Source organism: Rhizobium sp. AG207R, assembly GCF_027109195.1.
Taxonomy (GTDB): domain Bacteria; phylum Pseudomonadota; class Alphaproteobacteria; order Rhizobiales; family Rhizobiaceae; genus Rhizobium; species Rhizobium dioscoreae.
Genome location: NZ_JAEPVT010000004.1, coordinates 28,367 through 49,847 on the forward strand (window position 1 = coordinate 28,367; position 21,481 = coordinate 49,847).

At 59.8% G+C, this 21,481-nt stretch carries 18 protein-coding genes; 12 read left to right on the forward strand and 6 right to left on the reverse strand.

Annotated elements, in window-relative coordinates; genetic code table 11:
• Positions 1–41: 41 nt before the first annotated feature.
• The 6 genes from JJQ51_RS10200 (at position 42) to JJQ51_RS10225 (ending at position 6,094) form a co-directional block, all read left to right on the forward strand.
• Complete coding sequence (locus JJQ51_RS10200; RefSeq protein WP_113332395.1) at positions 42–830, forward strand: taurine ABC transporter ATP-binding protein; 789 nt, start codon at positions 42–44, stop codon at positions 828–830.
• The gene (locus JJQ51_RS10205) at positions 827–1,681 is read left to right on the forward strand and encodes an ABC transporter permease subunit (protein ID WP_113353710.1); all 855 of its coding nucleotides are present in this window, start codon (positions 827–829) and stop codon (positions 1,679–1,681) included. Before JJQ51_RS10200 ends, JJQ51_RS10205 begins: the two co-directional genes overlap by 4 nt.
• An 88-nt stretch (positions 1,682–1,769) precedes the next feature.
• Entirely contained in the window at positions 1,770–2,840 is a 1,071-nt protein-coding gene (locus JJQ51_RS10210; RefSeq protein WP_152095478.1) for an LLM class flavin-dependent oxidoreductase, read from the forward strand.
• A 152-nt stretch (positions 2,841–2,992) separates the two neighbouring features.
• Complete coding sequence (gene mntR / locus JJQ51_RS10215; protein WP_069614474.1) at positions 2,993–3,442, forward strand: manganese-binding transcriptional regulator MntR; 450 nt, start codon at positions 2,993–2,995, stop codon at positions 3,440–3,442.
• A gap of 221 nt (positions 3,443–3,663) precedes the next feature.
• A complete protein-coding gene (locus JJQ51_RS10220) occupies positions 3,664–5,133 on the forward strand; it encodes a sensor domain-containing diguanylate cyclase (RefSeq protein ID WP_233788585.1) in 1,470 nt (489 codons plus the stop codon).
• 121 nt (positions 5,134–5,254) lie between these two features.
• Positions 5,255–6,094: a mechanosensitive ion channel family protein gene (locus JJQ51_RS10225; protein ID WP_269244695.1), complete on the forward strand. Its 840-nt coding sequence runs from the start codon at positions 5,255–5,257 to the stop codon at positions 6,092–6,094.
• Positions 6,095–6,264: 170 nt separating this feature from the next.
• On the opposite strand, the gene JJQ51_RS10230 is transcribed toward JJQ51_RS10225, so the two are convergent.
• From JJQ51_RS10230 to JJQ51_RS10245, 4 genes are all read right to left on the reverse strand, one after another.
• Positions 6,265–6,927, reverse strand: coding sequence for a hypothetical protein (locus tag JJQ51_RS10230; RefSeq protein ID WP_113353706.1), 663 nt, complete (start codon positions 6,925–6,927; stop codon positions 6,265–6,267).
• 418 nt (positions 6,928–7,345) lie between these two features.
• A complete protein-coding gene (locus JJQ51_RS10235; RefSeq protein WP_113353705.1) occupies positions 7,346–8,437 on the reverse strand; it encodes an LLM class flavin-dependent oxidoreductase in 1,092 nt (363 codons plus the stop codon).
• A 121-nt stretch (positions 8,438–8,558) separates the two neighbouring features.
• Positions 8,559–9,308, reverse strand: coding sequence for a nucleotidyltransferase domain-containing protein (locus JJQ51_RS10240; protein ID WP_113353704.1), 750 nt, complete (start codon positions 9,306–9,308; stop codon positions 8,559–8,561).
• Positions 9,309–9,437: 129 nt separating this feature from the next.
• Complete coding sequence (locus JJQ51_RS10245; protein ID WP_113353703.1) at positions 9,438–9,908, reverse strand: Lrp/AsnC family transcriptional regulator; 471 nt, start codon at positions 9,906–9,908, stop codon at positions 9,438–9,440.
• Between the two features lie 127 nt (positions 9,909–10,035).
• Here JJQ51_RS10245 and JJQ51_RS10250 point away from each other — a divergent pair, with 127 nt between their 5' ends.
• Both JJQ51_RS10250 and JJQ51_RS10255 read left to right on the forward strand, forming a co-directional pair.
• Positions 10,036–11,283 (forward strand): argininosuccinate synthase, encoded by a 1,248-nt coding sequence (locus JJQ51_RS10250; protein WP_113353702.1) that lies wholly within the window; start codon positions 10,036–10,038, stop codon positions 11,281–11,283.
• A gap of 37 nt (positions 11,284–11,320) precedes the next feature.
• Positions 11,321–12,238: an ornithine cyclodeaminase family protein gene (locus JJQ51_RS10255; protein ID WP_113353701.1), complete on the forward strand. Its 918-nt coding sequence runs from the start codon at positions 11,321–11,323 to the stop codon at positions 12,236–12,238.
• A gap of 39 nt (positions 12,239–12,277) precedes the next feature.
• Here JJQ51_RS10255 and JJQ51_RS10260 read toward each other — a convergent pair whose 3' ends face one another.
• Together JJQ51_RS10260 and JJQ51_RS10265 are read right to left on the reverse strand one after the other, a co-directional pair.
• Positions 12,278–12,859: a nucleotidyltransferase family protein gene (locus JJQ51_RS10260; RefSeq protein ID WP_113353700.1), complete on the reverse strand. Its 582-nt coding sequence runs from the start codon at positions 12,857–12,859 to the stop codon at positions 12,278–12,280.
• Between the two features lie 217 nt (positions 12,860–13,076).
• Positions 13,077–13,976, reverse strand: coding sequence for a LysR family transcriptional regulator (locus JJQ51_RS10265; RefSeq protein ID WP_113353699.1), 900 nt, complete (start codon positions 13,974–13,976; stop codon positions 13,077–13,079).
• Positions 13,977–14,080: 104 nt separating this feature from the next.
• Here JJQ51_RS10265 and hglS point away from each other — a divergent pair, with 104 nt between their 5' ends.
• The 4 genes from hglS (at position 14,081) to ydiJ (ending at position 21,477) form a co-directional block, all read left to right on the forward strand.
• Positions 14,081–15,475: a 2-oxoadipate dioxygenase/decarboxylase HglS gene (hglS, locus tag JJQ51_RS10270; protein WP_113353698.1), complete on the forward strand. Its 1,395-nt coding sequence runs from the start codon at positions 14,081–14,083 to the stop codon at positions 15,473–15,475.
• Between the two features lie 58 nt (positions 15,476–15,533).
• Positions 15,534–17,066 carry an L-piperidine-6-carboxylate dehydrogenase gene (gene amaB / locus JJQ51_RS10275; RefSeq protein ID WP_113353697.1) on the forward strand — a complete coding sequence of 511 codons (1,533 nt, stop codon included), beginning with the start codon at positions 15,534–15,536 and terminating at the stop codon, positions 17,064–17,066.
• A gap of 4 nt (positions 17,067–17,070) precedes the next feature.
• The gene (locus JJQ51_RS10280) at positions 17,071–18,306 is read left to right on the forward strand and encodes a pyridoxal phosphate-dependent aminotransferase (RefSeq protein WP_113353696.1); all 1,236 of its coding nucleotides are present in this window, start codon (positions 17,071–17,073) and stop codon (positions 18,304–18,306) included.
• Positions 18,307–18,441: 135 nt separating this feature from the next.
• Positions 18,442–21,477 carry a D-2-hydroxyglutarate dehydrogenase YdiJ gene (gene ydiJ / locus JJQ51_RS10285; protein ID WP_269244696.1) on the forward strand — a complete coding sequence of 1,012 codons (3,036 nt, stop codon included), beginning with the start codon at positions 18,442–18,444 and terminating at the stop codon, positions 21,475–21,477.
• Positions 21,478–21,481: the final 4 nt, after the last annotated feature.

A 21,481-nucleotide genomic window follows, 5' to 3' on the forward strand; every position in this document is an offset into this window, starting at 1 on the left:
GGCGCGCTTGTCGCGCCGGCGTCGCAATATCGAGAGAGCCCATGCTTCAAGTCGACCATGCAAGCGTCTTCTTTGCAGCGCGTGACGGCAGAACCGTTCATGCGCTTGACCGCGTTTCCTTCGACATTCCCGAACGCGGCATCGTGGTTGCACTCGGCGCATCCGGTTGCGGCAAATCCACCCTGCTCAATGCGATCGCCGGTTTCCTGCCGCTTTCAGAGGGAAAGATCACGCTCGACGGCAGGCCTGTTTCCGGTCCCGGCGCCGATCGCGGCGTCGTCTTCCAGAAGGATTCGCTGCTGCCATGGAAGTCCGTCATCGACAATGTGGCTCTCGGCCTGCAATTTGCCGGACTGGGCAAACGGGAACGCCGGGATCGCGCATCGGAACTGCTACGGCTTGTCGGTTTGACCGACTTTGCCAATGCCCTGCCTTACGAACTGTCGGGCGGCATGCGCCAGCGGGTCGGCATTGCCCGGGCACTCGCCACCGATCCGGATATCTTGCTGATGGACGAACCATTCGGCGCTCTCGACAGCCTGACGCGCGAGCAGATGCAGGAGCTGCTGGTTTCCATCTGGGCCAGAACCGACAAGCGCATCTTCTTCATTACCCACTCGATCGAGGAGGCGCTTTTTCTCGGAACGGAGGTTCTCGTCATGTCTCCGAGGCCCGGGCGTGTCGTTGCGCGTTTCGAACTCGATTTCGTACATCGCTTTGCCGCCAGCGGCGATACGAAGGCGATCGTCTCGTCGCCTGAATTCAGCAGCCTTCGGGAAGAAATTCGCGCTATTCTCCACAGCGCCGACAACATCAGGAGCGTGGCATGAGTGACATCATCGAAACGCGCCCGATTACCGTTCCTCAAAGGGAAGCGCAACCGAAGCTGGTTCGCGTCCCGAGTTTCGGCGTCGGCGAGAAACCCACCATCGCCATCAGCATCGCGACTGCGATCGTCTGCCTCGCATTGTGGTGGCTCGTCGCAAAGCTCGGTCTGGTGTCGCACCTCTTCCTGCCTCGCCCCGATGAAGTGCTGACGCAAATCGGCGTCGTCTACCGCGATGGTTATGCCGGCGCTTCACTTTCCGAACATGTATTGGCAAGCCTGTTCCGCATCGTCGTCGCCGCAGCCATCGCGATCGGGGTCGGCATTCCTGTCGGTCTGCTGATGGGGCTCAACCGCTGGGCAAAGGGAATTCTCGATACGCCGATCGAATTCTATTGGCCGCTGCCGCCCCTTTCCTATCTGCCGCTGATGATCATATGGCTTGGGATCGGCGAGACCTCGAAGATCACCCTTCTCGTGCTCGCCATGTTCGCGCCGATCTGCCTGTCCGCCCAAGCCGGCGTGCGTTCGCTGCCCCTGGAGCGGGTCAATGCCGCACGGTCCCTCGGCGCGAACCGGCTGCAGCTTTTCTTCAACGTCGTCCTGCCTTCGGCGCTGCCGGAAATCCTGACGGGCATCCGGATCGCCCTCGGCATTGGCTGGGGAACGCTGGTGGCGGCCGAACTCATCGCTTCGACCCGCGGCATTGGCTTCATGATCATGTCGGCGTCGCAGTTCCTTGCCACCGACGTCGTCTTCGTCGGCATCGGCATCATTGCGGTCTGCGCCTTTGCCTTCTCGACCGCCGTCCGCATTCTTGAAGCCGTGCTCGTCCCGTGGAAGGGCAAGCTTTAGACTCAAGGGGATGAGCCGAGGATTCACCACGGCTCTCCTCGCTGCAAATCCCGTATCAATCAATTCAGAGAGACCGACAGGCGCAGGCATGAGCGATAACAGCGAATTTCTCTGGTACATCCCGAACGACGTCAAGCCGGGTCACCGCGGCGACTCCGCCGTCGAGAACCACAACAGCCTGGAAACGCTCACGAGCCATGCCAAGGCATTGGAGGATCACGGCTGGAAGGGCGCATTGATCGGCACCGGCTGGGGCCGACCCGACACCTTTACCGTCGCGGCCGCACTTGCGGCGCGCACTACCAGCTTCGAGCCGCTCATTGCAATCCGCCCCGGCTACTGGCCCCCAGCGCACTTCGCTTCCGCTGCTGCCACGCTGGATCAGCTGAGCGGCGGCCGGGTGCGCATCAACATCGTTTCCGGCAAGGACAATCTTGCCGCCTATGGCGACAGCGAGGGCGATCAAGCGCACCGCTATGGCCGCACCAAGGAATTCATGCGGCTCACCCGCAGGCTCTGGACCGAAGAGAATGTCACCTATGAGGGAGAACACTTTCGCGTCAGCGAATCCACGGCTGCGCCGCGCATTGAGCCGCGCGGTGAACGTCTGCATCCCAGGCTCTATTTCGGCGGCGCTTCGGATGCTGCAGAACGCGTTTCCGCTACGGAGGCAGATGTTCAGCTTTTCTGGGGCGAGCCACTCGCCGACATTGCTGAGCGAATAAGCCGGCTTAAGGCATTAAGCAGAGACCTTGATCGCGATCTGCCGCCACTGGAATTCGGGCTGCGCATTACGACGCTGGTGCGCGACACGACGGAGCAGGCCTGGACCGACGCCGAGGCGAAAGTCGCGGAGATGGCTGAGAATAAGGGTGTCGGCTGGAATGATCACCGGCAATCGATCGCAGTGGGCCAGAAACGGCTGTTCGATCTCGCCGCGCGCGGTGACGTGCTTGACGACAATCTCTATACCGCGCCGGGCAAGTTCGGCGGCGGTGGCGCCGGCACTACCTGGCTGGTCGGCTCGCCAGAGGATGTCGCCCGCTCCCTGCGCAAGTATCGCGACCTCGGCATTACGCATTTCGTTCTTTCGGACACACCATACCTCTCGGAAATAAAGCGGCAAGGTGAGCAACTGCTGCCGCTGTTGCGCGCCTGAAGGCGTGGCGCGACGAGCCAATTGAGACACGGGAATTTCGATTTCACGGCTGGCCGGGATCGGCCGACGGGGTTTCATAACGTCTTTGAATTATTTATAGTCGAGGCTAAACATCATTACACGACTCTTAATCAAGAGGGAGATGAGCCGCGTTGACGAAATTGCCCGCCGCCCCGGAAAGCCGTCTTTCTTCGACCGAGATCGAGACGCATGCCGAGGCTTTTCAGAAAAGCCGCGACGATCGACGTACGGAATTGATGGAGGATTACGTCGAGCTCATCGCCGATCTCATAGAGCATGCTGGCGAAGCGCGCCAGACCGATATTGCGCAAAGACTGGGAGTAACGCAGCCGACGGTTGCAAAAATGCTCAAGCGGCTCGCCGAGGAAAACCTGATCACGCAGCGCCCCTATCGTGGCGTGTTCCTGACTGAAGAAGGGCACCGCTTGGCGGTGGCAACCCGCCGGCGCCATGAGATCGTCGAGGCCGTTCTTTGCCGCCTCGGCGTCGATCCTGATACGGCAAGGAATGATGCCGAGGGCATCGAACACCATGTCAGCGAAAAGACCCTCGAAGCCTTCGAGCGTTTTTTGAAGACATGACTGCCCCCAATACATCGGATCAATCCGATAGCAATCGCGCCAGAGAGCCATTTGGGGCACAGTTTTGACAAGAATGAGTTGAAAAGAAGCGGACAGTGATTGTCCGGCTTGACCCGCTACCTGATATCAACACAAGGTTTACCAATGCTCGCTAAGCAGAACTTGGCGAACTGCCGGCCTTTTATTTCGCATACCGACTTTTACTGCCGGCGCAGGGAATCATGATGAACGCCCAGGACTTCAGCAGCACCGTTTTCGACCTTGCCCCCGTCGCCATGTGGCTGGAGGATTTCAGCGGCGTCAAGGAGCAGTTCGAGGTCTGGCGTGCGGAGGGCGTGACGGACCTGCGTTCCTATCTGTTGGCCGACGTGCAGCGCGTCGCATCCTGCTCGCAAAGGATCAAGCTTCTTGCCGTCAATACCAGGACGCTGGAGCTCTTCGAGGCGCCATCCTTCGAGACGCTCGTCGAAAGCCTTCCGCGGGTCTTTCGCGACGAGATGCTGCAAAGCCATGTGAATGAGCTGGTGGCGCTCTGGGAAGGCAAGACCGAGTTTTCCGGCACCGCAATCAACTATTCCCTCGGCGGCAAAAGGCTCGACATCCAGCTACGCGGCGTCATCCTGCCGGGCCACGAGACCTCGTGGAGCCGGCTGCTGCTGACGACGGAAGACGTGACGGCTCGCGAGGAGGCGAGACGGCAGGAAGAGCGGCAGCGCCGCTATGCCGAGGGCATGTTCGAGCATTCGCCGGTTTCCCTGTGGGTCGAGGATTTTAGCCGCATCAAGATCCTGCTCGATGATATCCGCCACCGAGGCATCGTCGACTTTCAGGTATTTCTCGACGTGCATCCGGAGTTCGTCCAGCAATGCATGAGTGAGATCAGCGTGCTCGACGTCAATCAGGCAACGCTCGATCTATTCTGCGCACCGGACCGCCAGACCCTGCATCAGCGGATCGGCGAAGTGTTCCGCGATGATATGGAGAAGCATTTTCGCGGGCAATTGGTGGAGTTGTGGAACGGTCGCCTCTTCCATCAGCGTGAAGTGCTGAACTATGCGCTCGACGGATCGGAGCGTCACGTCCTCCTGCAGTTTTCGGTTTTTCCCGGTTACGAGGAAGACTGGTCGCTGGTGCAGGTGGCACTCACCGACATTACCGCGCGCAAGAAGGCGGAAGCCTATCTCGAATATCTCGGCAAGCACGATGTGCTCACCCGGCTTTTCAACCGCGCCTTCTATATGGAGGAGCTCAACAGGCTGGAGCGCAAATCGCTTCGGCCAGTATCGGCCATCATTCTCGATCTGAACGGACTCAAGGAGTCCAATGATGAGAGCGGCCACGATGCTGGCGATGCTCTGCTGCGCCGTATGGGCGAGGTGCTGAACAGCGTCGTCTCCCTGCCGAACCACGCCGCCCGCATCGGCGGCGACGAATTTGCAGTTCTCATGCCAGGCGCCGATGAAATCGCGGCTGCCGCGATGGTCGAGACGATCAACGAACTGCTGAAGATCAACAATCAGTTCTATTCCAGCGCGCCGCTCAGCGTCTCCATCGGCATTGCCACGAGCCTGCCCGGCGAAACCATGGAAGCCATGATCAAGCGCGCGGATCTCGGCATGTACGAGCAGAAGAAGGCTCACTACGCCGCAGCTGCCACCATTGGTCCGCATCAGGCAAAGCACGGCGCCTGACGCTCCCGCATGGAGACCGACCCGCATAATCCATTGAAACCGTTGGGTTTCATGCGCCCGATTGCCAGGAACAAAAAACGCGACTTCTCATTTGGCTCTCTGGGAAAGATGGAGTTTTGACATGGACGATCAAACGACCAATATCGTCGTCGCCACTCGCACGGCACTCGACCAGGCCTCGGCGCTCGCGGTTCAATATGGATTTTCGCTACTCGGCGCGATCATTCTTCTGATCGGTGGCTGGCTTCTTGCGGGCATTATCAGCCGCTCGGCCTACCGCGTCGTCTCGCGTATTCGCGGCATAGACGAAACGCTCGCGAGCTTCTTCCAGAATGTCCTGCACTACAGCTTGCTCATCCTTGTCTTCATCACCGTCCTTGGCCAGTTCGGCGTTCAGACCGCCTCCATCATTGCCGCTCTCGGTGCTGCCGGCCTGGCGATCGGCCTGGCATTGCAAGGCACGCTTCAAAATATCGCCGCCGGCATCATGCTGCTGATCCTGCGGCCATTCCGGGTCGGCGAATATATCGAGGCGACGAACGTCAAAGGCTACATCAAGGAAATCGGGCTCTTCGCCACGGAGATGAGGACGGCGGACGGCCTCTATCTGATGGCACCGAACTCGACGCTCTGGAACACGCCCATTATCAACCACAGCCGCGAGCCGGACCGCCGCCAGCAATTGTCCGTTGCCATGGGTGAGAAAATTGACATCAATCTTGCCCGCAAAACGATCCTCGACATCCTGAAAGCGGATCAACGCATCAAGACCACACCGGCACCGAAGGTTTTTCTCGATGAACTGGCCGTCGATCAAGCCGTGCTCAACATCGAATATTGGGCGATCACCACGTCGTGGTCCGATGTCCGGCACGATGTGGTCTCGAAGCTCAAGGCCAGGCTTGCCGAGCCCGACATAACGATCAAATCACCAACGGAGGCGACAGGGCCTGCCGACTGAGGTCACTGCTCGAACGCTAAGCCTGCCGCCGGCAGGGAGTCGAACCAGCGGCAGGCTTCGCGAGGTCATGACACCTCGAGCAAGATCGATGTCCTGCCCGTTCTAAACTTCCGCGAGAGACATTTGTTCCCTGCCGCGATAGGAAAGGGCCGAATTAGAAACCCGTGAATCTACCATTTGATACGGTAGTCCAGCCGCACATTACCAGCCGGCGTCAAAGTCTGCGCATCGGCGAAGGAGGCCGAGAAATTGAGGTTCGGCGCCAAAGGCTGCCGAAACGAGACCGTGCTGGAAAAGACGCTGCCGACGTCCTTCAGATTGCCGATCGCAGATAGAGACGTCCCCGTCCACGGAACCGCAACAGTCACGGCTTGTGTCGCGGTAATGGAGTTTGCCGCATTCCGCGTGCCCGCATAATTTACGTTCAGCGACCTCGAAGTGCTCATGTCCAGGTTTTCCGACACCGTCCAGCTCCGCGAGCGTTCGAGGCAAAGCGTTCCGGTGCTGTTGAGCGCGTCGACCCTCAATGACACCTCTCGGCGCCATGTGGTCGAAAAGCGCTTGTGATCGTCGATTGCCGTACCCCATAGGGTTGCCAGGCTGCTGCTGCGCAGGATGGCGCCGGTGGCCGCGCTGCCAAGTCCGAGATCCATGCCAGCGCTGACATCCCAGGCCATCGGCAGCCGGAAACCGAGAGTGGTCTTGTATGTTCTGGGTGCGACCTTGACCGGCGACCAGATCATCAGATCGCTGGCTTTAGTGACCTGCGGCAAGCTGACACTCGCAAGAAGACCAAGAACGCCGCGAAGGACGCGTTTTGACTTGAAGCCCATGTTAAAGCCCGCATTCTCTATGCCCCCGACCTCGTAATTTTCAGGGCGCACCAAGGCAACAGCCGGGCACGGAAACACCCGCATTCCGGCTTCAGATTGATTTTGTTCGGTTAAGCGCCGGCAAAATTGCGGCACATCGGAGCCAAGACTAGCGGCATCCGGTTGAAGGGAATGACGCCACTTCCAATCAAGCAGCACCCTTCGTCTAAAAGAATCCCATCCAGGGCCACGCTTGTAAACCCCTTGACGTCACGTTTTTTGCTGCGTTGCACACATGTCGCACCTGCAACGCCGCAGCATGAAAGCGACATCACCGCAAACGGCCTGGAAAATCAGCCCTTGCCGGATAGCCAAGTCATCATTGAAGGATGATCACATTCTTGCGAGCGGCCGCGGCGCGAAGCATCGAACCGGTGGTTCACCCCGCCCGGAGCCCAGCCTTCGCCAGAATCGGAAGCACCCGATCGCAGAAATAGGGCAGTTCCTGCGTATAGTTGACGAAGGACAAGGCTATACCGGCATAGCCTTGCTCGGCAATGGCGATCATCTCTTCGGCAATGCGCTGCGGCGTGCCGATCAGCGGATAGCTGCCTGCTCCACCGGCAAAGCGCTGGCGGTAGCGGTCATAGGACTCGCGATCATGGGACTGCGAGAACTCCTTCTTGCCGGCCATGTGTTGATCGACGGCAGCCTGATCGGCCATAGTCACGGCATAACGGGTGTAATAGTCGTCTGCCTCCGTCTGTGTCTCGCGGCAGACGACGTGACAAACCGTATAAACGCCGACCTGCCTGCCTTTACCTTCCGCCCGTGCAGCGATATCAGTCACATGCTTTCCGGCGTCACCGATATCGGTGAAGGTGGTGAAGAGATAGTCGCAATGCGCCGCGGCAAAGTCTCGGCCGGGGCCGCCGAAGGCCGCATTCATCGTCACCGGCCGTGGCGCCTGCAGGCTAGCAGGGCGGCTGACAGCTTCTTTCAGATTGTAATAGGTGCCGGCATAATCGATGGGCTCATCAGTGGCATAGAGCCTTTCGACAATTTCGAGCCATTCAGCGGCCTGGTCGTAGCCCTTTTCGACCAGCGGCACGCCGAACATGCCGAATTCTTTCGGGTTCCAGCCGCAGACAATGTTCAGCCCCGCGCGCCCTTGGCTGATATGATCGACGGTCGCAAGCGACTTGGCAGCATAAAGGGGATGGACGAGCGGCACGTGCACCGTCATGAAAAGGCCGATCTGCTCGGTCGCGGCCGAGAGCGCAGCAGCCCAGGTGAAGGTCTCGAACGACCATTCACGCACGCGGTTCTTGCCGCCGAAACCGCGCCAGCGGGCAATCGGCAGAAAGAATTCGAGCCCCGCCCGATCGGCGATCTGTGCTGCGGTCAGATTATCCTGCCAGCCTGCCGTCCAGCGCTCCGGCACGTCGGTGATGGCAAGCCCACCATCCGCGTTGGTCGAGAAAACACCGAGCTTCAGCCGGTTCGGCCCCTTCAGCGGATGGGTCTTCATGGTGGCTTCCTCCCGAGTTCACCTCGCGTCTATCCTGCAAAATCCGCAGCGACCCGATAGGAATGTGTTAGCGTTGCCATGAAGAATTTCAAGCTTAAAATTTTTGGATCAGGCATAACAATCAACCGCGCGGCATAAGGCTCTCGCGTCTTGCCTGTTGCGACGCGATGCGCTTGTCACCTGCGAAAAACGGGCCGCCATGCCGATCCAGTTCGCTACGTGTGAGACCGCACAATGCCTCCACCTCTCCGGCTGAAGCACGCCCGAAGACATCGTCGAACCTATCGGCCAGGTCCCGATCCATCTCTCGAAGCAGGCGGGGAATCCATTTGCCCCTGCCCGACCATCTTCCTCGTCCCCGCAGCATAAGGTCGGCCAAAGGCTGATAGAGTTGCGCGGTAATCGCGCCTACCTCCGGAGCCGCCCGCTCCCCACGCAGATCATCGAGAAGGTCGGTGATTTGATATTTCAAAGCATTCAGCTTCTCACCTTCCAGCTTCGGTGGGCCGTTATGGAGGATGCCGGTAGCATAGTCCTTCCAGACCTGTCCCTTGTCAGGATTTGGCCCGAGAATCTGGCCTGTCGCAACCATATGAATGATAACGGGATAGCCACGCGCAATATCGCTCTCGAAAAACCAGCTGAGCGTCTCCGGGTCGTGAACAAACACTTCGAACGGAAAGTCGCCCTCGACAAAGGTCTCGCGCCAAGCGGTTTCGAGCTGATCAAAGACCACGACCAGATCGATGTCGGAGCCCTTTCTTCCCTCGCCTCGTATGATCGACCCTGAGACAAAGGCAAAGGAATAGCCCGGAAAACGGCTGGCGAGAACCGGGCGTGTCGCCTGCATCGCCGTTTCGAATATGCTCATTTCGCTCTCCAAACATCAATTATCTTGCGGGTTCGATATGCCCGCCAGGGTGCGAGCAGACAGGAACCGGCTAGGCACGCTGAACGGCACTTCGCCGCCGCCATAATTGGCCGACAGTTGGCTGCAATGCTACGAGGCCAAAGGCAATTCAAAGCTTCGCTTCAGCGTTTCCATTGGCACATCGGTCTTGACGTTCAATACGCTCGGGATGCGCGTCAAGTGGTCAGCCTGAAACCGCCAATAGCTGTGCAGATCAGTCGTGACGATGCGCAGGACGGCATCGCATTCGCCCGTCGTCAGATAACATTCCATGACTTCAGGAAACCGCCTGACCGCCTCCGCAAATTGGAGGGTGACTTGCGCATCCTGCGTCTTGAACCAGACGCGGGCGAACACGGTGAGGCCCGCACCCACCTTTGCCGGGTCGAGAACGGCCACATAGCGATCGATGATGCCTGCATCCTCCAGCAATCGCACGCGGCGAAGACAGGGTGACGGCGAGAGCCCCACTTCCCTCGCGAGGTCCACATTGGAAATGCGTCCGTCGCGCTGCAGCACCCTGAGGATACGCCGGTCGATCTCGTCCAAAGTCGTTGACACAACATAGCTCCTACTGCCGATTGAGTGGCATAATATGCCAAACTCTCTCGTATTATTGAACTCTTCGCAAGCTCATTGCGCGAGGATTGGCCTATCGTTCCAGCCGTCAACATGGAGACGGAAGCAGATGTCGAAAAAGCTCAAGAAAGTCGTGCTCGCCTATTCGGGAGGACTGGACACATCCATCATCCTGAAATGGCTGCAGCAAACCTACGGCTGCGAAGTCGTGACCTTTACCGCCAACCTTGGCCAGGGCGAGGAGCTTGAGCCCGCCCGCCGAAAGGCCGAGCAATTGGGCGCGACAGATATCAGGATCGAGGATGTCCGCGAGGAATTCGTTCGGGATTTCGTTTTCCCGATGTTCCGGGCAAACGCGCTTTATGAGGGGCAATATCTCCTCGGCTCCTCCATCGCCCGCCCCCTGATCGCCAAGCATCTCATCAATATCGCACGCGAGGTGGGTGCCGATGCCATTGCCCACGGCTCCACAGGCAAGGGCAATGATCAGGTGCGTTTCGAACTGGCGGCCAATGCGCTCGATCCATCGATCAAGATCATCGCGCCATGGCGCGAGTGGGCCTTCCAATCGCGCACTCAGCTGATCGAATATGCCGAAGCGCATCAAATTCCCGTGCCGAAGGATAAGCGCGGCGAGGCTCCTTTTTCGACCGACGCGAATCTCCTGCACACCTCCACCGAAGGCAAGGTCCTGGAAGACCCGGCTGAAATCGCGCCATCCTATATCTATCAGCGCACCGTCGATCCTCTGGAGGCACCAAACGAGCCGGAAATCGTCGTCATCGGCTTTGAAAAGGGCGATGCGGTCTCCGTGAACGGCGAAGCAATGGCACCAGCGGCACTGCTGACAAAGCTCAATGAATTGGGCGGCAGGCATGGGATCGGCAGGATCGATCTCGTCGAAAACCGTTTCGTCGGGATGAAATCGCGTGGCGTTTACGAAACTCCGGGTGGCACGATCCTGCTCGCCGCCCATCGCGGGATCGAATCCATCACGCTCGACCGCGCCGCTGCACATTTGAAGGACGAGATCATGCCCCGCTACGCCGCGCTGATCTACAACGGCTTTTGGTATTCGCCCGAGCGGGAAATGTTGCAGGCATTGATCGATCGGAGCCAAATCCATGTCAGCGGCGAAGTGACACTCAGGCTCTACAAGGGTTCAGCCAGCGTGATCGCGCGCATCTCGCCAGCCTCGCTCTATTCGACCGACCTCGTCACCTTCGAGGAAAGCTCCGGAGCGTACGACCACCATGACGCCGAGGGCTTCATCAAACTCAATGGCCTGCGCCTCAAGAGCTGGGCAATGCGAAACGCCAGGATGGCCACATCTGCTATTGACCTCGACTGCGCTTGAGGTTGCAGAGTGGCTGTCTTAACGAGATCCATCCGCAATGAAGATATTGAAAGACGAGGATTTATGCCCTGCCGCAGTCATGCGTGGGGCAATCGATGCCCTGGAAGCAGCCTTCCGGGCCAAGGCCGCCGGCAAGCTGGTGTCCCCACCCCGCCATCACGTCTCCTTTCCCGATCGTGGAGACATCGTGTTTACCGTCGGCGGCATCGATGGCGAGCGGCCGCTTGCCGGCTTTCGCGCCTACGAGACCTTTGCCGGCGAACAGCATTCACAAATCGTCGCTGTTTGGCGTGCTGACACCGCCGAACTGCAGGGGATCATCCTGGGCGAACGGCTCGGCGAGATCAGGACAGGGGCAATAGGAGGCATAGCTATCCGTCACCTCAGCGCTGTGACCGCCCGCACGGTCGGCATCATTGGCAGCGGTGCGCAGGCGCGAACGCAGCTCATTGCCGCTGCCGCCGTTCGCGACATAGGCTCTGCCCGCGTCTTTAGCCGAAACCCAAGAAACTGCGCCGCCTTCGCTGAGGAGATGCAATTGCAACTCGGCATTGCCGTTGAACCGGTTTCAAGTGCCGCAGAAGCGGTGGCCGATGCCGATATCGTGTTATGCGCAACAAGCAGCGACATGCCGGTGATCGATGCTTCGGATTTAAAAGCCGGCGTCCACATCAATACGATCGGCCCAAAGACGCTCAAGGGACATGAACTCGGCCTGGACGTCGCGAACATGGCCAGCATCATCGCCACGGATTCTCCTGAGCAAACGCGCGCCTATGCGTCCCCATTTTTCCTTTCCGAAACCATACACGACGAGCGAATGCTCGACCTTGCAGCCATAGTCGCCGGCCATGCTGCCGGCAGAACATCTCCTCTCGACACCACGCTCTTCTGTTCGGTCGGCCTCGCGGGCACGGAAGTCGTCGTAGCATCGGCCATATTCGACATGATCTGACATCGGCTCGGAAATCGCGCGGCTGAGCCTCGAAACGCCTCAGCCGTCCCAGCCAACAATCGTCAACCTCGGCCAGACTGCAATCCAGCGATTGACTTTCTGCTCGTAGATCGCCTGCGTGATCTGCTTCTTATTGGGGCGCACGACGCCATTCAGCAGATCGGAAAGACCGAACGGAGCACAATAATCCAGACGACCGTGACTATTGGAGCGCAATCCCACGGCGGTTGCCGTAGTCGGAAAAGTGGTGATGGCGTCCAGGGTCGATTTGTAAGGCGGGATCCGGTATCCGAACTTCGCTTCGTACCAGCAATGAACCCGGGCTTCGTTCTTCACATCGATCCAGACCGGCAAATCGGGAAACATCGCGCGGACCCGTGCGGCATGACTGGCCTCCGCTTGTTCAGAGAGATCATCGGCATCGAAATAAACGATGTCGAGGTCATTGATCCCATGAGACAGGGGCAGCCCGAAGGCATGATTCCAAACGGTCTGGGCAATGGCTCCCGCCACCAGCCAGCAATCTGGCAGCGCAATCTCATCCCAGCGCCGGAGAAGCGAGATGAGCAATGGACTTCTGAAGACTATATCCTCTAGTTCCGTCTGTTCGCTTGTCGTCATTGCCCCCACCCGACCGGAAACGACCTTGCGGCCATGGTGTATGGCCTTGCCTCCCTGTATTTAAGCACGATTCTCGGCCTCGAATGTAGACAAGGCTAGCGTATCAGCGCTGTCTGCATGCGCTGTCATTTGCAAGCCGTAGCAGGTGGCCCGGTTCGCCATGCGAACTCAAAAGAGCGATAGGCACTTGTGGTCCATGCAGATTAATTTCGGAGGATCATTGCGGCGTCACCTCGCTCAACAGCCAGTCCTGGAACAATGTCGCCGTCTCGTTCGTCTGCTTCTTTTCCGGCATGACCACGTAATAGCTGTTCTCGGTCGGCATCGGCAGATTAAACAGCGGCAGAAGCGTGCCGGCCTTGAGCTCGTCCTCGATCAGATAGGTCGGCAGGAGCGCCACACCCAGCCCGGCAATAGCGGCTGCGATGATCATGGAAAACTGGTCAAAGCGCGCACCGGGATAGGCATTCTCCGTCGGCAGCTCCTGCAGGTCGAACCACTGCGCCCAGAGCTTCGGACGCGTCGTCAGGTGCAGCAGTGGCGCTCCTGCCAACTCGTCCGGCGAGATCAGACCCAGCCGACCGGCAAGCTCGCGGCTGGCAACGGGCAGCACGGTCTCATTGCAAAGAAAAGTCGCGACGGCTCCCGCCCATGCCGGCAGGCCGTAGTGAATGGCAAGATCGAAATTATCCTCCTCAAAATTGAAGGGCTTGGAGCGCGATTCCACTGTGACGGCGACATCGCGATGTTTATCAAGAAATCGGCCGAGGCGCGGCACGAGCCAGCGTGTGCCGAAGGTCGGCAAGGTCGCGACCTTCAGAGATAATTTCATCTGGCCGGCGGCGACGGCGCCGATCATCAGCCGCTCCGAACGCAGGAGCAGATCCTTCACCTCCGGCAACAGCCGAAGTCCGGCCTCGGACAGCACGACGCGTTGGCGGACACGCTCGAACAGCTTCAGGCCCGTCTGCTGCTCGAGATCGCTGATCTGGCGACTGACGGCGCTTTGCGTCAGATTGAGTTCTTCGGCGGCACGCGAGAAATTCTGATGGCGCGCCGCGCATTCAAATGCCTGAAGATTGACGATGTCAGGGATGAGGCGTCGGCGCATAGTCATTCCATTTTCGCATCAAGTTAGAATTCACTCTCACAACACCGGCCGCTGAACAAGAGATATTCTGCTGGATAGGAATGACATAGCCTTTCAGGAAGAGATCGCACATGAAGCCTGATCACATCTCGACCAGCGATATTCGCAGCGCTTTTTCGGCCGCCATGTCGGCAATGTATCGCGAAGAGGTTCCCGCCTACGGCACGCTCATGGAGCTGGTCGCTCGCGTCAACGACGAAACGTTGGCGACACAGCCCAAGCTGAAGGAGCGGCTGGAGGCGACGGATTATCTCGATCGCATCTCCGAGGAACGTCACGGCGCCATCCGGCTCGGCACCGCAGCCGAGCTTGCGATGATGGCGCGCGTCTTTGCCGTCATGGGCATGTATCCGGTCGGCTATTACGATCTGTCGACCGCCGGCGTGCCGGTTCATTCGACCGCCTTCCGGCCGATCGGCGACGCCGAATTGAAGCGCAATCCCTTCCGCGTCTTCACCTCACTGCTGCGGCTCGATCTCATCGCCGATGAGGATCTTCGCAAGGCGGCCGCAGACATTCTCGCGAAGCGCCGTATCTTCACGGAAGGCGCCATCGCGCTCACCGAAAAGGCCGAGCGCGAAGGTGGCCTGAACAAGGAGGACGCCCGGCGCTTCGTCGACGAGGTTTTGGAGACCTTCCGCTGGCATGACGAGGCCAATGTCGATGCCGGCATGTATCATCGGCTTCATGACGCCCATCGTCTGATTGCCGATGTCGTGTCGTTCAAAGGCCCGCACATCAATCATCTGACCCCCCGCACGCTGGATATCGACCGGGTGCAGGCGCTGATGCCCGACTATGACATTGCACCGAAAGCCGTTGTCGAGGGACCACCGACGCGCATCTGCCCGATCCTGCTGCGCCAGACCTCGTTCAAGGCGCTCGAGGAACCTGTCTCATTCCGCAATGCCGACGGCATCTGGGAAGCAGGCTCGCACACCGCCCGCTTCGGAGAGATCGAGCAACGCGGCATTGCGCTGACGCCGAAGGGCCGCGCGCTTTACGACAAGCTGTTAGACGACTCCCGCAAGATCGTACGTCCGGCAGCCGATGGATCGAACGCCCGCGATTATGAAGCCGCACTTGCCGAGAGCTTTGCCGAATTCCCGGATGACTGGGCGGCAATCCGCGCCGAAGGCCTCGGCTATTTCACCTATTCGCTGACGGCCAAGGGCAAGACCGCCGCAACGAGCCACGGGGATATCGAAGCACTGATCGACCAGGGCTTCGTGCAGTTTGATCCGATCGTCTATGAGGATTTTCTTCCCGTCAGCGCCGCCGGCATCTTCCAGTCCAATCTCGGCGATGGCGCGCGGCAGGACTTCGTTGCCAGCCCGAACCAGCAACGCTTCGAAGCCGATCTCGGCATGAAGGTGCTGAACGAATTCGACCATTACGCCGGCATCGAACAGGCATCGATCGATGCTTGCCTACGAGCCCTTTCCAAACAAGACGCCGCCGAGTGAAGTGATGCGGCGATATCGCCGCGCGCCACCCGGATCAAGACAAGTGGAGTTTCACAAGATGAATATCGCAGCCAAGACCCCTTCCGTTGCAGCCGAAGCTGCCGCCATTCTCGAAAAGCTCGGCGTCGACAAGGCGCTTTATACTGAGGGCGACATGCCCTCCTACTCCCCGGTCACCGGCGAGAAGATCGGCAGCCTCAAGACCGTTTCGGCCGAGGAAGCGGCGAAGAAAATCGAGAAGGCGCATGCCGCATTCCGCGCCTGGCGCCTTGTTCCGGCACCGAAGCGCGGCGAACTGGTGCGTCTGCTCGGCGAAGAGCTGCGCGCCGCCAAGGACGATCTCGGTCGTCTGGTTTCCATCGAAGCCGGCAAGATCCGCTCCGAAGGCCTCGGCGAAGTGCAGGAAATGATCGACATCTGCGACTTCGCCGTCGGCCTTTCCCGCCAGCTGTACGGCCTGACGATTGCGACGGAACGTCCGGGCCATCGCATGATGGAAACCTGGCATCCGCTTGGCGTCGTCGGCATCATCTCCGCCTTCAACTTCCCGGTCGCGGTCTGGTCGTGGAACGCGGCGCTGGCACTGATCTGCGGCGACGCCGTCGTCTGGAAACCCTCGGAAAAGACGCCGCTGACCGCTCTTGCCTCGCAGGCGATCCTTGATCACGCGCTCGCCCGCTTCGGCGACGCGCCGGAAGGCTTGTCGCAAGTGCTGATCGGCGATCGCGCGATCGGCGAAGTCCTCGTCGATCATCCGAAGGTGCCGCTCGTTTCCGCAACCGGCTCGACCCGCATGGGCCGTGAAGTCGGGCCGCGGCTTGCCAAGCGCTTTGCCCGCGCCATTCTCGAACTCGGCGGCAACAATGCCGGCATCGTCTGCCCGTCGGCCGATCTCGACATGGCACTGCGCGCCATCGCTTTCGGCGCCATGGGCACGGCCGGCCAGCGCTGCACGACCCTGCGCCGTCTCTTCGTCCACAAAAGCGTCTACGATCAGCTCGTTCCGCGGTTGAAGAAGGCCTATCAGAGTGTCTCGGTCGGCGATCCTCTACACTCCTCCGCTCTCGTCGGCCCGCTGATCGACAAGGCCGCATTCGACAACATGCAGAAGGCGATTGCCGAGGCGAAGGCTCATGGCGGCTCCGTCACTGGTGGCGAGCGCGTCGATGTCGGCCATGCCGATGGCTACTACGCAAAGCCGGCGCTGGTGGAAATGCCGAAGCAGGCAGGCCCGGTCATGGAAGAAACCTTCGCACCCATCCTCTATGTCATGCCCTATGACGATTTCGACGCTGTCATCGATGAGCACAATGCCGTTGCTGCCGGTCTGTCGTCGTCGATCTTCACGCGCGACATGCAGGAATCCGAGCGCTTCCTCGCAGCTGACGGCTCCGATTGCGGCATCGCCAACGTCAATATCGGCACCTCTGGCGCTGAAATCGGCGGCGCATTCGGCGGCGAGAAGGAAACCGGCGGCGGCCGCGAATCCGGCTCGGACGCCTGGAAGGCCTATATGCGCCGGGCGACCAACACGGTGAACTACTCCAAGGCCCTGCCGCTGGCGCAGGGTGTCTCCTTCGACATCGAGTAGTTCCATGACGATCGCCACGAAAATCGAAGAGGCGGGCTTCAAGCCCGCTTCGAGGATCGCCTCCATCGGCGTTTCCACCATTCTTCAGATCGGTGCGCGCGCCAATGCGATGAAGCGGGAAGGCTTGCCTGTCATCATTCTCGGTGCAGGCGAACCGGATTTCGACACGCCCGACAATGTCAAGGAAGCCGCCAAGGCCGCCATCGATCGTGGCGAAACGAAATATACCGCGCTCGACGGCACGCCGGAGCTGAAGAAGGCGATTGCCGGGAAGTTTCAGCGTGAGAACGGCATCGACTACGCACTCGATGAAATTACCGTGGCGACGGGTGCCAAGCAGATCCTGTTCAACGCCTTCATGACGTCGATCAATCCGGGCGATGAAGTCATCATCCCGACGCCCTATTGGACCTCCTATTCCGATATCGTCGAGATCTGCGGCGGCGTGCCGGTTCTGATCCCCTGCGATGCCAAGGCCGGTTTTCGCCTGAGGGCCGATCAGCTCGAACAAGCGATCACGCCCAAGACGCGCTGGCTGCTGCTCAACTCGCCGTCCAATCCATCAGGTGCGGCTTATTCCGAGGGCGATTATCGGCCGCTGATCGAGGTGCTGCAGCGCCATCCGCATGTCTGGCTGATGGTCGACGATATGTATGAGCATATCGTCTATGAGGGCTTTCATTTCACCACGCCTGTCGCCCTCGAGCCGAGCCTCAAAAGCCGGACGTTGACGGTCAACGGCGTTTCCAAAGCCTATGCCATGACCGGCTGGCGCATCGGCTATGCCGGTGGTCCGAGGGACCTCATCAAGGCCATGGCCGTTATCCAGAGCCAGGCGACCTCCTGCCCTTCCTCCGTCAGCCAGGCGGCGGCCGTTGCCGCGCTCAATGGCCCGCAGGATTTTCTCGAGGGCCGCAAGGCAAGCTTCCAGCGACGGCGCGATCTGGTGGTCAACAGGCTGAACGCCATCGATGGCCTGGATTGCCTTAAGCCGGAAGGTGCCTTCTACACATTCTCGGGCTGCGCCGGCGTGCTTGGAACGACGACACCGTCCGGAAAGAAGATCGAGACGGATGCGGATTTTTGCGCCTATCTCCTCGACGAAGCGCATGTCGCCGTCGTGCCCGGCTCAGCCTTCGGATTGTCGCCCTATTTCCGCATTTCCTATGCGACATCGGAAGCCGATCTCATCGAAGCCCTTGATCGCATCGAAAGGGCCTGCGCGGCGCTCCGGCGCTAGAGCAACTGCGGCCGACGCACAAAACGGCTATCCATCCGGAACTGCGTGAAAACAAAGAGATAGAGCATTCCCGTAATTCTGTTTAAAAGCGGGAGTGCTCCAATCACCGCGTAAAACGCCGGAAGTCTTCGCATCATGATACCACGCCTAGTTTCGGCGAAAGACAGTTCGCTACATCAGACCGGCGCCTTCACCCGTCGGCTGTCAGCACTCGGCTTTGGCGGCGACGTGGAGATGGACGACGGTGCCAGGACGGTCGCCTCGACCGACAATTCCATCTATCAGGTCAAGCCGACGGCAATCCTCTATCCGCGCGGCGCGGATGATCTGAAAATCATCGCCAAAGCCATATCCGAACCTGCCTTTTCCGATCTTGTCATCGCCCCGCGCGGCGGTGGCACCGGAACGAACGGTCAATCGCTAACCTCTGGGGTCGTCGTCGACTGCTCCAGGCACATGAACCGAATCCTGGAGATCGATCCGGTTCGAAAGATCGCCCGTGTCGAAGCTGGTCTCGTCAAGGATCAATTGAACAAGGCGCTGAAAACATACGGGTTGTTCTTCGCGCCTGAGCTTTCCACCTCCAACCGCGCCACTATCGGCGGCATGATCTCCACTGATGCCTGCGGCCAGGGCTCGTGTCTTTACGGCAAGACCAGCAACCACGTTCTCGGCCTTCGCGTGGTGCTTTCCGATGGCAGCGACTGGTGGTCGCGTCCGCTTGGCAATAGCGAGCTGGACGAGATCAAGGCGCGTGACGATCGGATCGGTGAGATTCATCGTGTCGTTGATGCGATCGCCCGGGACAAAAGCGAGCTGATCGCGGCGACCTTCCCCAAGCTCAACCGTTACATGACCGGCTACGATCTCGCCCATATCTGGCGCGATGACGGCCGCTTCGATCTCAATGCGGTGCTGTGCGGTTCTGAAGGCACGCTGGCCATGATCGCCGAGGCCGAACTCAACGTGCTGCCGATCCCGGCGCGATCGGCCCTCATCAACATCCGCTACGATGATTTCAACACGGCGCTCGAAGATGCCAGGCGGCTAGTGGCATTGAAGGTGGCCTCGGTCGAAACGGTCGACGAGAAGGTGCTGGGTCTCGCCAAGGGCGATATCGTCTGGAGCGGCATCGCCTGCTTCTTCCCCGAGGATGCATCTGGCGCCGCCAACGGCATCAATATCGTCGAGGTGCTGGCCGACGATAGCGACGAGTTGGAACGCAAGCTGGCGGACGTGACCGCCGCCCTTGATGACGGCTCCTCAGCTCGCCATAAGGGCTATACGATCGCTCGCAAAAAGGCAGAGGTCGAGGCGATCTGGTCGATGCGCAAGCGCGCCGTCGGCCTGCTGGGCAATGTCGAGGGGCCGGTGCGGCCGGTGCCCTTTGTCGAGGACACCGCCGTTCCACCCGAACATCTGGCCGCCTATATAAGGGAATTCCGTGCCCTTCTCGATGCCGAGGGGCTGGATTACGGCATGTTCGGCCATGTCGATGCCGGCGTGCTGCATGTCCGCCCGGCGCTTGATCTTACCCGCACCGACCATCAGCCGCTCGTCCGCAAGATCAGCGACGGCGTCGTTGCCCTCACCCGCAAATATGGCGGGGTGCTCTGGGGCGAACATGGCAAGGGCGTTCGCTCGGAATATGTCCCTGAATATTTTGGCGAGCTTTATCCGAGCCTGCAGGACATTAAGCGCGCATTCGACCCCGGCGATCGCCTCAATCCCGGCAAGATCGCATCCGGCTCATCCCGCCCGTTGCTGAAGATCGACGAAGTGTCACTGCGCGGCGACTTCGATCGTATCATCGGCAATGATATCCGCGCCGCCTTCGACAATGCAGCCTATTGCAACGGTAACGGCGCCTGTTTCGATTTCGACGCGACAAGCCCGATGTGCCCCTCCTTCAAGGCGACGGGTGACCGGCGCTATTCGCCGAAGGGCCGCGCGGCGCTGATGCGCGAATGGCTGCGCCTGCTGGCGGAGCGGCAGGTCGATCCGCGACGTGAGGCGCAAGAGCTGCGCCGCGCCAATCCTTTCGGCAATCTCTTGCGGCGAGCGGTCAACTCGCTCAATCCGGCCAATCGCGACGACTTTTCCCATGAGGTGCGGGCGGCAATGGACACCTGCCTCGCCTGCAAGGCCTGCGCCGGCCAATGTCCCGTCAAGGTCAGCGTCCCAGCCTTCCGTTCGAAATTCCTGGAGCTCTATTACGGTCGATACCTTAGGCCGCTAAAGGACCCAATCGTCGCTGCTATCGAGACGACTCTGCCGCTGATGGCGCGCTTCAAGCCAGGCTACAATCTGCTCACCGGATCGGCCGCCGGCCAAGCCTTGATGCGGTTCGCTGGTCTCACCGCGCTTCCCGCCATGCCTGCAGTATCGCTCGAACGGGAAGCCGCTCGTCTCCGCGTGCAGGTTGCTACTCCGGAACTGTTGGGAAAGCTCTCCGCAGAGGAGCGAGTCCAGGCGGTCGTCATCGTTGCTGATGTCTTCTCCACCTATTTCGATCCAGCCGTCGTCATCGCAGCGCTCAAGCTCGCCCTGAAAATGGGTTTCAAGCCGTGGCTCGCCGGATCACAGAACAACGGCAAAGCCCTGTATGTGCATGGCTATCTCGGTCGCTTCGAGAAGGCGGCGGCGAAATCGCGAGATTATCTCGATTGCATCTCTCGGATGGGCATCCCACTTGTCGGCATCGACCCATCGATGACACTGACCTATCGCAGCGAATATGCCGCCCTGCCCTCAGCTAAGCTGCAGGCGTCGGTGCTGCTGCCTCAGGAGTGGCTCGCCGCAAACCTCGACCGATTGCCGCCGGCGCAGACTTCACTGCAAGAGCGTTTCACGCTGCTTGCCCATTGCACGGAGAAAACGAACGCTCCTGCTGCCCTCAAGCAATGGTCCGTGCTCTTCGGGAAGTTGGGAATCAAGCTCGATATGGCCGAGGTCGGCTGCTGCGGCATGGCCGGCACCTTCGGGCATGAAGTGCGCAATCGCGCCATCTCGGAAAAGCTTTACGCGATGAGTTGGCAGGACAGGATCGCCGAGAACGGCAATCGGGCCGTCGTCATGGCGACTGGATTTTCTTGTCGTTCGCAGGTCGCCAAAATTGATCATCAAGCCATCCCGCATCCCGTCGAGATCCTCGAACGACTGATCGGTTAGTCTC